The sequence below is a fragment of the Novosphingobium lentum NBRC 107847 genome (assembly GCF_001590965.1).
GTDB lineage: Bacteria > Pseudomonadota > Alphaproteobacteria > Sphingomonadales > Sphingomonadaceae > Novosphingobium > Novosphingobium lentum.
In genome coordinates this window covers 48,586-63,396 of sequence record NZ_BCTW01000004.1, presented here as the reverse complement: position 1 = coordinate 63,396, position 14,811 = coordinate 48,586, and the positions used below count along the sequence as shown (strand labels likewise).

Below are 14,811 nucleotides of genomic sequence, written 5' to 3'. Positions count from 1 at the left end.
AAATGCGATCAGGTCACGCCCGGATGGCTACCGCGGCGATGGCTTACAGCGGCGACCATTCGATGGCCTCGCCGGGATCGTTTGATGCGACTTCTACAGTGCCCGGCTTGGGCACGCCCTCGCCCATGGCCTCCAGCAGCTTGTCGCACACCCAGTCGACGCCCGTGCCCGCTGCGGCGGACACCGGAATGACCTCAACGCCGCTGGCTTCTTCCAGTTCGGCGCACAGCACGGCGATCAGTTCATCGTCGAGCATGTCGATCTTGTTGAGCGCAACCACCACCGGCTTGTCGGTCAATCCCGCGCCATAGTTTTCCAGTTCGTCGCGCACGATGCGATAGCTGGTGGCGACATCCTCGTCGTTGGCATCGACCAGATGCAGCAGCACGCGACACCGCTCGATATGCCCCAGGAACCGGTCGCCGATACCCGCGCCGTCGGCCGCGCCTTCGATCAGACCCGGAATGTCGGCCACCACGAACTCGCGCTGCTTGTACAGCACCACGCCCAGCTGGGGGCGCAACGTGGTGAACGGATAATCGCCGACTTTGGCCTGCGCGTTGGTCACCGCGTTGATGAACGTGGATTTGCCCGCGTTGGGCAGGCCGACAAGGCCCGCGTCGGCGAGCAGCTTGAGCCGCAGCCACACATACATTTCCTGGGCCGGCCAGCCGGGACCAGACTGGCGCGGCGCACGGTTGGTGCTCGACTTGTAGCTGGCATTGCCGCGTCCGCCATCGCCGCCGCGCAGCAGCGTCACGCGCTGGCCCACCTCGGTCATGTCGGCGAGCACCGTCTCGCGATCATCGTCGAGCACTTGCGTACCGACGGGCACCTTGATGACCAGATCCTCACCACCCGCGCCGGTGCGGTTCTTGCCCGCGCCGCCGGTGCCGCGCCGGGCCTTGAAGTGCTGGGTGTAGCGGAAATCGATCAGCGTGTTCAGTCCGGCGATCGCCTCGAACACGATGTCGCCGCCCTTGCCGCCGTCACCGCCATCGGGGCCGCCATATTCGACGTACATCTCGCGCCGGAAGCCGACCGCGCCGGGGCCACCCGCGCCCGATTTGATGAAGATTTTGGCCTGGTCGAGAAAATGCATGTTCGGGTCCGGTGGTTGGGCGAAATCGTCGCCTTGCCCCGCGCCGTCCGCCGGGCCGGTGCCGTTCGTGGATCGGGCATTTGCCTGATCCAGTCAACGCACTGGCCAGTCAACGCTCCGGCCGGTCAACGCACTGGAATGGTGGAGCCGAGGGGGATCGAACCCCTGACCTCGTCATTGCGAACGACGCGCTCTCCCATCTGAGCTACGGCCCCGTTCCAGTACGAGCGCGAACGACCACAACGTGGGGCCGCGCGCGAGAGCGGACCCCTTAGCGAAGCGGACCGCCGCTTGGAAGAACTAAATTCGCAGGCCGGTCCAGCCCCCGGGCGTCTCCGTTACTGCGTGTGGCCGGGCGCGGCCTGCACCATCGGCCCGGAGGCGACCGGCTGGAACACGATCGCCGGCGGCGGCGGGCCGTACCGCGCCTGCCACGCAGCCAGATTGGCCAGGTATTGTTCGTACTGGCGATAGAAATCGTCGAACACGACTTCGATCGTCGGCAGGCTGCGGAACGAGAACGCATCGAGATCGGCGGGCTTGATCGTCAACGCTTCACGCCCGACGATCAGCGCCGCGTCGCAGAATGCGGGCAACGTCGGCGGCAGGGCAAAGTGGTTGTAGACCGAAGTCATGTAGGCTTCGCGATACGGAATGTACTTCGCGCCGTACGTCTTGCGGTACTCGGCATCGACCCGGGCGTTCGTGGATTTCAGCACCTTGCTCTGCGAAATCAGGAATGCCTTGTAGTTGGGCAGGATTTCCGCGTGCTTGGGGTTGTTGCAGTTGAGCGCGGCAACGTTGAACGCCGAACGCAGGTTCCATGTCATCTGCGCGGGCGTGATGTTACGATCCACGCTGCGGCGCAGCCCGTTCGCATCCGTCGGCGGAACCGGGATGCCGAGCGAGGCCCCGTACGGCGGCGTCGGCTTGGCCGGGACGGGAATCACCATCGGCGGGGGCGGCGGAGGTGGGGGAGGCGGTGGCGCCTTGGCGCAGGCGGCGAGCAACGCCGTGCCGAAGACGGCGGCGAACCTGCCACCCTTGTTCCACGAAAACCGCTGCATGTCGAAACTCCCTCAAGCGCGCAGGCATGCCCGCGTCCGCCTTGCTCCACGATGAATCGCCTCCCTAACCGCGTTGATCGACAAAGAAAACGCCCGGTGCGCCAAATGGCACACCGGGCGGGATAAATGATCGAATTCAATAGCGTATTTTGAAGCCTGATGGCGTTAACGACGATCGCCCATGAACTGCAGCAGGAACTGGAACAGGTTGATGAAGTCCAGGTACAGGCTGAGCGCGCCGAGCACGACGGCCTTGCCCACGAATTCGCTGCCGTTGATCTGGTAGTACATGCTCTTCAGGCGCTGCGTATCGTAGGCGATCAGGCCCGCGAAAATCAGCACGCCGAGGAAGCTGATGCCCCACTGCAGCCCGCTCGAGTGCAGGAACACGTTGACCAGCGATGCGATCAGGATGCCAACCAGCCCCATGATCATGAAGCTGCCCATGCCCGAAAGATCGCGCTTGGTGGTGTAGCCGACCAGGCTGAGGCCCGCGAACGCGCCCGATGTGGCAAAGAAGGTCGCGGCGATCGATCCACCGGTGAACATCAGCACGATGGTCGACAGCGAAAGCCCCATGACCGCGCAGAAGCCCCAGAACGTGGCTTGCAGTGCCGCAGTGGACAGCCGGTTGGCGCCAAAGCTCATGACCATGACGAACGCCAGCGGCGCCAACGCGATAAGCCAGCGCAGCGGACCACCGCCAAGCAGGATCTGCTGGCCGATCGCGCTGTTGGCAAACAGCATCGCGACCACGCCCGACAGCATCACGCCCGAAGCCATGTAGTTGTAGATCGACAGCATGTAACGGCGCAGGCCCTGGTCGACGGTCGTCGCCTGCCCCATGGAGCCACCGTTAAGGCCCGGGGACGCGCCAAAGCCCGTCCGAGTGGGCTGGGGGTCGTTCCAGTTTGCCATGGTAATCCAAACTCCGCATCCAGTCCGGGATCGGACCAGTCCCCTGCAATATCGGCGCACCGGGGGCGGGTTTCAAGCGAAACCGGACAAAGCCGATTGTCGCGGTTTGTCGCAGGTTGTCCCCGGGGCGGGCCCGGGGCGGTTCAGCCGCCGGTGCGGGCCTGCTCGGTCATCTCGGCGCTGCGATCGCGCGCGCCGCGCAAGGTGTCTTCCAGCAGGCGGGCGAGCCGGCGGTCGGCATCGAGCACATCCAGACCCACTTGCGTCACCCCGCCGGGGCTGGCGACGCGCCGTGCGAGTTCACCCGGCGCATGCGGCGAAGCGGCGGCCAGCGCCGCCGCGCCTTCGACCATCGCCAAAGCGAGCCTGTCCGCCTGTTCGCGCGGCAGGCCAAGCGCGGTCGCGCCTTCCGCCAGCGCATCGATGAAACGGTACACGAACGCCGGACCCGATCCCGCAAGCGCGGTGACCAGATCCATCTGGGCTTCGTCTGCCAGCCATTCTGCCGAACCGAGCGGGGCCATCAGCCGATCGACTTCGGCTTGCGCCGTGCGATCCGTGTCGCCCACCAGCGCGATCGGCGATTTGCCCAGCGCTGCGGAAAGGTTGGGCATGACCCGCACGATCGCGCCGGCCTGGCCGAAATGCTTGCGCAATGTGCCCAGATCAACCCCGGCAAGAATCGACAGCAGAAGCGATTGCGGCCCGATGTGGGCGGCGATGGCGGCGGCCGCACCCGGCAACTGCTGGGGCTTGAAGCCCAGCAGCACGACGTCGAACCCGCCCTGCCCGTTTGAACCGGCATCCGGAAGCTCGCGAAGCAGGCGCACGCCCGCCGGAGCCGCTTCGAGCAGCGGGTCGACAACGGTGAACTGCGCCGGATCGAAACCGCCGGCGAGCCACCCCGCCAGCATCGCACCGCCCATGTTGCCACAGCCGATCAGCAGGATCGAACGGTCCGCCATCGGTGGTCAGGCTTCGCCGGCGGCATCGACGAGCGCGCTCGCCAGCGCGTCGGCAGGCGATTTGTCGCCCCACAGGATGAACTGGAACGCGGGGTAGAACCGATCGCATTCATCCACCGCCGCCTCGATCGCGCCTTGTGCCTGGGTCAGGCTGAGCAGTCCCTCGTCGCCCAGCATCAGGCCATGGCGATACAGCAGCACCCCGCCGTTCGACCAGATGTCGAAATGGCCGAGCCAGACCTGTTCGTTGATCAGCGCCATCACCTCATGGACCGCCGTGCGCTTGTCGTCCGGAACGCGGATATCGGGCAGGCAGAGGATCTGCAGCACGTGGTCCTCCTCGCGCCAGATGCACCGCAACTGATAGTTGGCCCAGCTGCCCTGGACTTCCCCCAGCACTTCATCCTCGGACACGAATTCGCATGGCCAGCCACGCGCTTCGAACAAGGAAGCGATCATGTCGACGGGTGCGGCATCGTCGCGTTCACCGTCGTCGTGGCCCGTCTGCATGGTCCATCCTCTAAACACGGCAACTGTTCCGCTCGTGATGGTCCATGGGCGGGCATGGGGGGCGGCGACAATCGGCGGTTAACGCAGGCTTGGGCAAAACATGACAAGCCTGTTCACAACCTGTGGACAAGAACCGTTTCGGAGGGGTGAGCATGGTAAACCGCACCTCCCGTCTACTTCGCCGCCAGAGAATCGATCGCCTGGCCGGCCGGGCTGGTCCACATGAACCCGCCCAACTTGGCGCGCGTCAACAGGTTGAGGAAGTCCTGAGCTTCGGCGTCGCTTTCGAACGGCCCGGTCAGCAGGCGGAAGTTCTGCCGCCACGCGGTCACGAACGCATGGTGCCCGCGAAACGCTTCGGGCGCCTGCCGCGCCAGCCGCCGCCATTCGCCGTCCATCGCCTCGCGGTTCGCGCCGGTCGATACCTGCACCCAGATCCGGCTCGGATGGCTGGGCAGCGCGGCCTTGCCGCCCTTGCCCGCCGCGCCGCGCGATACTTCGGTGGGACCCTCGGGACGATCGCCCCGGGCAGCCTTGGCGTTCTTGCCCTTGGCGTCCTTACCCCTGGCGTCGCCCCCATTCGCATCGCCAACCGCATCAGGAGCGATCTTCGGTTCGGGTGGCTTGGGCCGGACGGGCTTGATCCGCGTGATGTCGACCGCAGCGACCCGCGCAGACTGCTCCTCCGCCGGTGGTTTGAAATCGCCGAACGCCGAGCTGAAATCCGCCGCAGCCGGGGTGGCGAGAGCAGCCGAGGTCACGGTGCCCGTCGCTGCCCCGCTTGCAGGTGCGTTGGCGGCGACCGCGCTGGTTGCCGATGGCGGAGGCGATGGTACGAGGCCGCTGGTAACCGTCGCGCCGGAGGACGATGCAACGGATGGTGACGCCGAAGCTGCGGGCGCGGACATTGCCGGTGCCGATGCCGTCGGCTGCGTCAACGTTGGCTTGACCAGCGCCGCAGCGACCGGCGTTGAAGCGAACGGCGTCGCAGCAACCGGCGCCGCTGCGACTGGTGCTGGCGCGAGCGCGGCTGATGACCCGGCGGGCGAAGGTGCTGGCGTGGACGCCAGTCGGGCGAGATCGAACGTCGATGTCGCGCCGGTTGCCCCGATACCTTGCGAGGCCGGCGGCGAGGTCGGGGCTGGCGCAACGGAAGCGGTACGCGACGCTGCCACCGCTGGTGCGGGCACGGTCGTGGCAGGGCGCTGGCCTGACGAACCGATGCTGCTGAAGCCTGGTGCGGGAACGGGCGATGCAACCGCGAGCCGGACCGGCGCACGGGTCGCAATGGTCGGCGCCACGGTGGCTGCCGACGTGCCGATTGGCCCGGTCATGCCTGCAGACACCGGCGGCGCGGCGACAACACGCGTCACCGGCGGCGCCGAATAGGTTACCGGCGTCTGCGCCGGTCCGCTCGTCGCCGGACCGGATATGGCCGAATGGACGACCGGCGCGGTGCCGCCCGGCTTGCTGCTGACCACCTGCGCCTTGCCGCCGCCCACTTGCGTCGCGACGGCTGCAGCGGGACTTTGCGCCAACGTCGATACCGGCACGGCCGTTGTGCGCGAGGGCGCGAAAGTCGCAACGCCGCCCTGAACGGACGCGGTTGCGGCAGCGGTTGCCGCCGTGCGGGGTACCGGCGCCAGTCCGCTTTGCCCGCGGATCGGCAGGCCGCGCGACGGGCCTGCCGCGGGCGGAAGGTCGAGCCGCGACGGAATGATCGGCTGGTACGGCGTGACCGATGCCACGCGCACCGGAGGCTGGCTTGAATCCACCGGCGGCAGTTCGGCCGACGCGCTGCGGACGACGGGCACATCCTCGCTGCCGGGCCGGCGCCGCTTGGCGCGGCTGGTTTTCTCATCGTCGCGCCCGCGATCGCGCGAGGATGCGCCCAGCGGTTCGCCGACCGGGATCAGGCCGGCATCCGCCCCGCGCCCGTTGCGCGGTGAGGCGGCGGCATATTGCGCGGCGCGCGGATCGTCGCGACCGATGTCGGCGGCTCGGGGAAACCGGCCGAAATTGGCCGCTGCTGCCTGCTGTGCCGCGGTCAGGCGCGGCATGTAGCGCAAGTAGGGCGAAATCGCGGTGGCGAGATCGGGCGGCATAGTCGCGTGGGCGATCGACACCGCTTCATCCTGGTTGCCGGTGATCGCCATGATGAACGCCCGAGTGCGCCAGGCCGGGCGATCCTGCTTCTGCACCAGCGGGCTCAGCACAGTATCGGCGGCGCGCTTGTCGCCGGCAATCGCCAGGCTCAGCGCATAGCGGCGGGTCACCGTGTCGCTGGGCGCGCGGCTCAGCGCCACCTGATACCAGCGCTGGGCGGTGCCGGGATCGCCGACCAGATCATACGCCAGCCCACGATCGGCAGCGACCGAGGCCACGTCCACGCCCGCCTTTTCGGCGGCATCGAAATAGCGGATCGCATCGTAGGGATCGTCGTTCTGGACCATCGCGCTGCCGATCTGCGCCTTGACCCGGCCGTTGCCCGGCGAAACTTCATCGGCGCGCGAAAAGAAGCCGAGCGCGGCCTCGTTGTCGCCCAGCCGCAGCGCGGCGTTGCCTGCCGCCATCAGCGCATCGGCGTTGCGCGGATCGCGCGACAGCCGGCCCAGCGCGGCGTTGAGCTCTGCACTGCCCGATCCGCTGGTCGACTGCACCATGGGGCGCGACGCGGTGGCCGGTTCATCGACATCGTCTTCCTGCGGCGCAGGTCGGGCCGAGACAGGCGGCGCGGATGCGAACAGCGCCAGCGCGCTGACGGCACACAACGCGCCCGTCGCTCCACGCGAAAACCCGGCCGGTCGACCGCCCGCGAACATGGAAGTGAAGTTCATCGTGCCGCGCATATAGCGCCACCACCATTAATCACAGGCAACAAGTGGCCCCGGTGCGAAAAAACGCGCACCGGGGCCACTTGTGCTATCGGACTCCGGCAAGGCGGCAGGCTGGCTGCCGGTCCTGCTTTACTGGTTGTTCTGGCGCCCGAGGAAGCGCGGAATGTTCAGCGCCCCACCTTCGTCGCCGTCTTCGTCATCAGCTGCCGCGCCGCTGTTGCCGCGCGACAGGTTGGCCATACGCTCGAACAGGGTGCTGCCGCCACCACCGGTGGTCACGCGTGGCGCCGGGCGTTCGGAACTGCGGCCGAAACGCGGCGTAGCCGTCGGTTCGGCTTCGACGGGCGCCGCAGAACCGTGGGGCGCAGCGGCCTCGACCGCCGCTTCCGCCGCAACCGGCGGCGCAGCGGTGTGCGTTTCGTCGAGCTCGAACGTGAGATCGAGGGCATCGTCAGCGTCATGCGTGGCCTGGCTGGAAGCCTCGGCAACGGGCGTAGCGACCGCCGGGGCAGCAGCGGGGGCCGGGGCAGCAGCCGGTTCGCTTTTTGCCGCCTCGGCAGCAACGGGCGCGGGTTCGGCAGCGCGTGCGGGCGTAACGCTCGGGAACGCGGGACCGCGCGACGAACCGGCGAAGGTCATCGGACGCGCCGCCTGTTCGGCCATTTCGGCGTTCTGTTCGATGCCGGTGGCGACCACCGACACGCGGATCTTGCCGTCGAGGTTGGGATTGAACGCCGAACCCCAGATGATGTTGGCGTTGGGATCGACCAGTTCGCGAATGTGGTTGGCGGCTTCGTCGACCTCGAGCAGCTTCATGTCGTCGCCGCCGATGATCGAGATGATCACGCCCTTGGCGCCCTGCATCGAGACACCATCGAGCAGCGGGTTGGCGATCGCGCGTTCGGCGGCTTCCAGCGCGCGGTTTTCACCGTGGCCTTCGCCGGTGCCCATCATCGCCTTGCCCATCTCGCCCATGACCGAGCGCACGTCGGCGAAGTCGAGGTTGATCAGGCCGGGCATGACCATCAGGTCGGTGATCGAGCGGACGCCCTGCTGCAGCACTTCGTCGGCCAGCTGGAACGCTTCCTTGAAGGTGGTTTCCGCCTTGGCGACCAGGAACAGGTTCTGGTTGGGGATGACGATCAGCGTATCGACATGCTTCTGCAGTTCCTCAATGCCCGATTCTGCGGCGCGCATGCGACGCGTGCCTTCGAACAGGAACGGCTTGGTCACCACGCCCACGGTCAGCACGCCCTTTTCGCGCGCGGCCTTGGCGATCACCGGTGCAGCGCCGGTGCCGGTGCCGCCGCCCATGCCCGCAGCGATGAAGCACATGTGCACGCCGTCGAGCGCACGCTCGAGGTCATCGAGCGTTTCCTCGGCAGCGGCGCGACCCACTTCGGGACGGGCGCCAGCGCCAAGGCCCTGCGTGATGTCGGGGCCCAGCTGGATGCGATGTTCGGCGATGGAATTGTTCAGCGCCTGCGCGTCGGTGTTGACCACGACGAAGTCGACGCCCTCGACTTTGGCATTGATCATGTTGGCGATGGCGTTGCCGCCAGCGCCGCCGACCCCGATCACGGTGATCCGCGGCCGAAGCTCGTCGATGGCCGGCGGTCCGATGTTGATGCTCATGTCGATCTCCAAGCGGGGTGCGAGGGTATAAATTACGAATATACCGGCTTGTGGCACACAACGATTCGTCGAATCAAAGCCAAATTAACCTTTTCCACAGGCTGAAGCCGCCAAACGGCCCACAATCGCGAATTTCCGACCGTGCTTCGCGAAGTTCGAGCCCGATCCGCAACTCGGTCTGCCGGGTTTCTACGTACCATCAGAAGTATTCGCGCACCGCGCGATAAACCCGGTTGACCAGGCCCAACCCCGAATATCGCATCGTTGGCTGGTAGGCGGGGCCGATCTTGCGGATGTCGACCGGGTCCGCCGCCGCGTACAGCAGCAAGCCCACCAGCGTCGACGAGCTGGGCGTGGCGTGGCCTTGCGGCAGCCCGATCATCGTCGGCGGCCCGCCGATCCGCACCGGTCGCCCGAGCGCGCCCTGGGCGTAGTCTGCCAGCCCTGGCAGCTGCGCCCCGCCGCCAGTCAGCACCACTTGCTGTCCGCGCTGCCCGGAAAAGCCCATCGTTTTGAGGGCGCGGGCTACTTCGTCGGAGAAATGCGCGAGCTGCTGGGTGATCACCGAAATCAGCTCGGCGCGCGGGATGCGGTTCTTGTCATCGGCATGGCGCGCGGTCGGCCCGGTGCCTTCGGCGTCGCCCGGCGCGTTGACCGGGATCATCTCGCGGTGATCGGCGGGGCTGGCGATGGCCGATCCCGACATGCATTTGAGCCGTTCGGCCTGGTGGCGGCGAATGCCGAACGCCGACGCGATGGCATCGGTGACGTCGCTCGACCCGAACGGGATCACGCTCATCCCCAGCAACATGCCGTTGGCATAGACCGATACCGTGGTCACCTCGGCGCCGAATTCGACCAGCGCGACGCCCAGTTCGCGTTCTTCGGGTGTCAGGCATGCGTGTCCGGCCGCCACCGGCGAACCGACGATCGCCTCGACCTCGAGGTGCGCGTTCTGCACCGCCTCGCTGATGTTGCGGATCGGCGCGCCATCGGCCAGCATCACGTGGATGTCGACCGCAAGCCGCTCGGCATGCAGGCCCCGGGGATTGGGCACGCCGTGCGCGCCGTCGAGCGTGTAGTGCGCGGGCTGCGCATGCAGCACCATGCGGCCATCGGGCTGGATCACTTCGCGACCCGCGACGAGCAGGTGCTCGATATCGTCCTGTTCGATCCGGCGGCCGCCGATATCGACCTCGACGCGGGCGGTCGAGCTGGCCAGCCCTGCTCCGGAACAGCCGATCCACACCCGGCTGACCCCGGTGTTGGCCATCTTCTCGGCGCGTTCGATCGCATCGCGCACCGCATGGGTCGCCGCCTGCATGTCGGTAACATAGCCGCGCTTGATGCCCTGCGCGGCGCGATGCCCGGACCCGAGCACGACCATCTCGCCGGTTTCGGACAAGCCGGCGATCATCGCCGAAACACGGAACGATCCGATGTTGACGGCGGCAAAGACCTTGGTGATGCGGGGCGCGGCCATCGATGTTCAGTCCTTCTTCGCGGCGGACTTTGCCGCGACCTTGGCCGACGCCTTGGCGCGATCTTCGCTGGCGGCTTCATCCGCCCGGCCGGGCACCCGCAGATAGATCCGATCCGGCGCGCGCATGTCGATCGTGGCGACCTTGCCGCCCAGCAGCCGGTTGACCCCATCCATCCGCGCGAAGCTGAGCAGCGCGCCCGCCGACTGGTCCGCGCCTTCGGGCAGCGCGAGCACCTGCCCGGTCTTGAACGTGATGTTCCAGCGACGGTTGCCGACCCATTCGGCTTCGGCGACCTGTGGCTTCAGCGCTGGTGCCGCATCGAGCAGGTGGCCGAGTTCCGCCGTCTTCTGCCCTGCGCCCGCGCCCGACATCTGCAACAGGCCACGCGCCTTGGCCGACGAGACGGTCTCTAGTTCCTGGCCGGTCTCGTCGATCAGCACCAACTTGTCGGCCTTCTTGAGCACCGCGTGGGGCACGCGTTCGACCACATCGACCACCAGTGTATCGGGCAGTTGCCGCGAAACGCGCGCGTCCTTCACCCATGACAGCTGGGTCAACGTGTCGCGCAATCCCGCCACATCGACTTCGGGCATGGCCTGATCGCGCTGGCCCAGCACCTTTTCATAGATCTTCAGCTCGTTCATGCGGTTGACGCCGCGCACTTCCACGCGCTTGACCTTGAACCCGGCCTCGCCCGCGACGACTGCCAGCTGCTGCTGCGCCATCGCCGGAACGCCGGCAAAGCTGGCCACCAGCCACGCCAGCACCACCGCTCCGCCCAGAATGACGGACAGCACAATGCGATGCAGCGTTTCCTCGCTGAACGGCATCCACCGCATCACCGTGTCCATAACGCTGCCGGTGCGCTTGCGCGCGACCGCAACCTTGCGCTGGGTGCCCTTGGCGGCGGCAGCGCGCCGCACGCCCTTGCCGCCGCGCCGGATCGTTTGCGCCATCAGTTGTGCCCCCCGGCTTGCTGCTTCATGGCGAGCGCGTCGGCGATGATCGCCTCGACCAGATCGCCGTAATCCATGCCGACGTGGCGCGCCTGTTCGGGCACTAGGCTCAGCGGCGTCATCCCCGGCTGGGTGTTGACCTCGAGCAGAAACAGACCTTCGGCCCCCTGCTCGTCGTCCCAGCGGAAGTCCGCCCGGCTGGTGCCCTTGCACCCCAGGATGCGGTGCGAGCGCAACGCATAGTCCTTGCACAGTTCGGCGATGTGGTCAGGGATTTCGGCGGGGCAGACGTGCTCGGTCATCCCGTCGGTATACTTGGCGTCGAAATCGTAGAAGCCCGACTTGGGCTTCAGCTCGGTGACCATCAGTGCCCGATCGGCGATCACCGCCGTGGTCAGCTCGCGCCCGCGGATGAACGGTTCGGCCAGCAACCGGTCGAATTCCTGCCACGGCCCGCGCGCATCGCGGCTGATCGGGTTGCCGTAGTTGCCCTCGGCGGTGACGATGGCGACGCCCACCGACGATCCTTCGTTGACCGGCTTCAGCACATACGGCCGCGCCAGCGGATCGCGTTCGTACAGTTCGGCACAGTCGACGATGCGCCCGCCGGGCATCGGGATACCGTGCGGCACCAGCGCGTGCTTGGTCAGTTCCTTGTCGATCGCGATGACCGAGGTGGCGAGGCCGGAATGGGTGTAGGTCAGGCCCATCAGGTCCATCATGCCCTGCACCGTGCCGTCTTCGCCGGGCGTGCCGTGCAGCGCGTTGAACACCACGTCGGGCTTGGCTTCGGCCAAGCGCGCGGCGACATCGCGGTCCATGTCGATGCGCGTGACCGTGTGCCCGCGCGCCTCCAGCGCATCGGCCACGCCATTGCCGCTCATCAGCGAGACCGCGCGTTCGCTCGACCACCCGCCCATCAGGACGGCGACATGGAGTTTGGGGAGCGTCACGACTTTCGGCCTACTCTCTGAATTTCCCATTCCAGCTCGACGCCGGACTTTTCGCGCACCCGACGCCGGACTTCGTCGCCAAGGTTTTCGATATCGGCGCTGGTGGCGGTGCCGGTGTTGATCAGGAAGTTGGTGTGCTTCTCGCTCACTTGCGCGCCACCGATCGTCAGCCCGCGACACCCGGCGTCATCGACCAGCTGCCACGCCTTGTGGCCATCCGGGTTCTTGAACGTCGATCCACCGGTCTTGCTGCGCAACGGTTGCGAGGCTTCGCGCGCGGCGGCGATGCGATCCATCTCGGCCTGGATCGCGGTGGGCTCGCCGGGTCGTCCCCGGAACCGCGCAGCGACCACGATCGCGCCTTCGGGTAATGTTGAGTGCCGATAGGTGTAGTTCAATTCGGCCGCCGGCAGCGTCACGCGGTCCCCGTTTCGCAGCACCACGCCGCAATCGACCATCACGTCCTTGACCTCGCAGCCATACGCGCCGCCGTTCATGCGCGCGAAGCCTCCGACCGTGCCGGGGATCGAGCGCAGGAATTCCACACCGGCAATCCCGGCGTCGCGGGCGGTGGATGAAACCAGAATTCCCGAAGCACCGCCGCCACATGCCAGCGTCACGTCATCCACTTTCGCAACATCGGCAAACGCCTTGCCCAGTCGCACCACCACGCCCGGAACCCCGCAGTCGCGCACGATCAGGTTGGACCCCAGCCCCAGCGCCATCACGGGAATCGCGGGATCGAGATCGCGCAGAAAATCCTGCAGATCCGCCACATCCTTCGGCTCGAACAGCCACTGCGCTGCGCCGCCCGCCTTGAACCACACCAGCGGCGCAAGCGGTGCGTTGGGCGTCAGCTTGCCGCGCACAGTCGGCATCGTCTCGGGAGGCAGTGTATCGGCCATCACGCAGCCTTGCCCCCCTGCCGGGCGATGGCGTCGGCAAGGCCAGCAGCCCACTTGGTGATGTCGCCCGCGCCCAGGCACACGATCATGTCGCCGGGCTGGATCATGCCCGCAAGCTCTCCCGCCAGCGCATCGGCGCTCGCGATCAGGTGTGCCGACCGGTGCCCGCGCGCTTTCACGCCATCGACCAACGCGGCGGAATCAACGCCTTCGATCGGCTGTTCGCCGGCAGCATAGACCGGCGCGACATAGACCACGTCGGCATCGTTGAACGCGGCCTGGAAATCTTCCATGTGATCGCGCAGCCGCGTGTAGCGGTGCGGCTGGACCACCGCGATCACCCGGTTCTGCACGCCCTCGCGCGCGGCGGCGAGCACCGCGCGGATCTCGACCGGGTGGTGGCCGTAATCATCGATGATCGACGCACCCCCAACTTCGCCGACTTTGGTGAAGCGGCGCTTGACCCCGCCGAACTTGGCAAAGCCGGACTGGATCACATTGTCATCGCAGCCCATTTCCGCCGCGACCGCCACGGCGGCCAGCGCGTTCTGGACGTTGTGCTTGCCCGGCATGGGCAGTTCGATCCCGTCGATCCGCCGCTGCGAGCCATCGCGCTGGCGCAACACCACGTCGAAGCGGTTGCCGCCGGGAACGGGCGTCACGTTCTCTCCGCGCACATCGGCTTGCGCGGAAAAGCCGTAGGTCACCACGCGCCGGTCGCGCACTTTGGGGATGATGCCCTGGACTTCGGGATGGTCGATGCACAGCATCGCCGCGCCATAGAACGGCACATTCTCGATGAATTCGACGAAGCACTCCTTCACCCGGTCGAAACTGCCGTAGTGATCGAGATGTTCGGGATCGATGTTGGTGACCACCGCGATCGTGCCGTCGAGCCGCAGGAAACTGCCGTCGCTCTCGTCCGCCTCGACGACCATCCAGTCGCTGTCACCCAGCCGGGCGTTTGAGCCGTAGGAATTGATGATGCCGCCGTTGATCACCGTCGGATCGATCCCGCCGGCATCGAGCAAGGCCGCGATCATCGAGGTCGTGGTGGTCTTGCCGTGCGTGCCGGCAACCGCGACTGTGCGCTTCAGCCGCATCAGTTCGGCGAGCATCTCGGCGCGGCGCACCACGGGAATGCGCTGTTCGAGCGCGGCGGCGACTTCGGGATTGTCGCGCTTCACCGCCGTCGAGGTGACGACGACTGCCGCCGTACCGACGTTTTCGGCGCGGTGGCCGATCATCACCGCAATGCCACGCTTGCGCAGACCTTCGACGACATAGCCTTCGGCGATGTCCGACCCTTGCACCGAATAGCCCATGTTGTGCATCACTTCGGCGATGCCCGACATGCCGATGCCGCCGATGCCGACGAAGTGGATCGTCCCGATGTCGGTGCCGACGCCCTTCATGGCCGGGCCTTCCCGGTCATGAAGGGCGTCGACGTCCGCTTATCCTGAGCTTGTCGGAGGACCT

General features: G+C 66.9%; 12 protein-coding genes and 1 tRNA gene. All 13 read right to left on the bottom strand.

Annotated features, from left to right (window positions below; genetic code table 11):
* Positions 1-43: 43 nt before the first annotated feature.
* Entirely contained in the window at positions 44-1,102 is a 1,059-nt protein-coding gene (obgE, locus tag NL2_RS04320) for a GTPase ObgE (protein ID WP_068072070.1), read from the bottom strand.
* Between the two features lie 139 nt (positions 1,103-1,241).
* A tRNA-Ala gene (locus NL2_RS04315) sits at positions 1,242-1,317 on the bottom strand.
* A gap of 123 nt (positions 1,318-1,440) precedes the next feature.
* Positions 1,441-2,169 carry a hypothetical protein gene (locus tag NL2_RS04310; protein WP_068072068.1) on the bottom strand — a complete coding sequence of 243 codons (729 nt, stop codon included), beginning with the start codon at positions 2,167-2,169 and terminating at the stop codon, positions 1,441-1,443.
* A gap of 165 nt (positions 2,170-2,334) precedes the next feature.
* Complete coding sequence (locus NL2_RS04305) at positions 2,335-3,087, bottom strand: Bax inhibitor-1/YccA family protein (RefSeq protein WP_068072065.1); 753 nt, start codon at positions 3,085-3,087, stop codon at positions 2,335-2,337.
* Positions 3,088-3,230: 143 nt separating this feature from the next.
* Positions 3,231-4,052, bottom strand: coding sequence for a pyrroline-5-carboxylate reductase (proC, locus tag NL2_RS04300; protein ID WP_068072063.1), 822 nt, complete (start codon positions 4,050-4,052; stop codon positions 3,231-3,233).
* Between the two features lie 6 nt (positions 4,053-4,058).
* On the bottom strand, positions 4,059-4,562 hold the full coding sequence (locus NL2_RS04295; protein ID WP_068072061.1) for a type III secretion system chaperone family protein: 504 nt from the start codon (positions 4,560-4,562) through the stop codon (positions 4,059-4,061).
* A gap of 173 nt (positions 4,563-4,735) precedes the next feature.
* Positions 4,736-7,399 carry an SPOR domain-containing protein gene (locus tag NL2_RS04290; RefSeq protein ID WP_169799461.1) on the bottom strand — a complete coding sequence of 888 codons (2,664 nt, stop codon included), beginning with the start codon at positions 7,397-7,399 and terminating at the stop codon, positions 4,736-4,738.
* Positions 7,400-7,528: 129 nt separating this feature from the next.
* Positions 7,529-9,034, bottom strand: a complete 1,506-nt coding sequence (ftsZ, locus tag NL2_RS04285; protein ID WP_068072547.1) for a cell division protein FtsZ — start codon at positions 9,032-9,034, stop codon at positions 7,529-7,531.
* A 199-nt stretch (positions 9,035-9,233) separates the two neighbouring features.
* Complete coding sequence (ftsA, locus tag NL2_RS04280) at positions 9,234-10,517, bottom strand: cell division protein FtsA (protein WP_068072057.1); 1,284 nt, start codon at positions 10,515-10,517, stop codon at positions 9,234-9,236.
* Between the two features lie 6 nt (positions 10,518-10,523).
* Positions 10,524-11,474 carry a cell division protein FtsQ/DivIB gene (locus NL2_RS04275; RefSeq protein WP_068072053.1) on the bottom strand — a complete coding sequence of 317 codons (951 nt, stop codon included), beginning with the start codon at positions 11,472-11,474 and terminating at the stop codon, positions 10,524-10,526.
* Positions 11,474-12,427: a D-alanine--D-alanine ligase gene (locus tag NL2_RS04270; protein ID WP_068072051.1), complete on the bottom strand. Its 954-nt coding sequence runs from the start codon at positions 12,425-12,427 to the stop codon at positions 11,474-11,476. Before NL2_RS04270 ends, NL2_RS04275 begins: the two co-directional genes overlap by 1 nt.
* Positions 12,424-13,332: a UDP-N-acetylmuramate dehydrogenase gene (murB, locus tag NL2_RS04265; protein ID WP_068072049.1), complete on the bottom strand. Its 909-nt coding sequence runs from the start codon at positions 13,330-13,332 to the stop codon at positions 12,424-12,426. The genes NL2_RS04270 and murB overlap by 4 nt, the downstream gene beginning before the upstream one ends.
* Complete coding sequence (murC, locus tag NL2_RS04260) at positions 13,332-14,747, bottom strand: UDP-N-acetylmuramate--L-alanine ligase (protein WP_068072048.1); 1,416 nt, start codon at positions 14,745-14,747, stop codon at positions 13,332-13,334. The genes murB and murC overlap by 1 nt, the downstream gene beginning before the upstream one ends.
* Between the last annotated feature and the right edge of the window lie 64 nt (positions 14,748-14,811).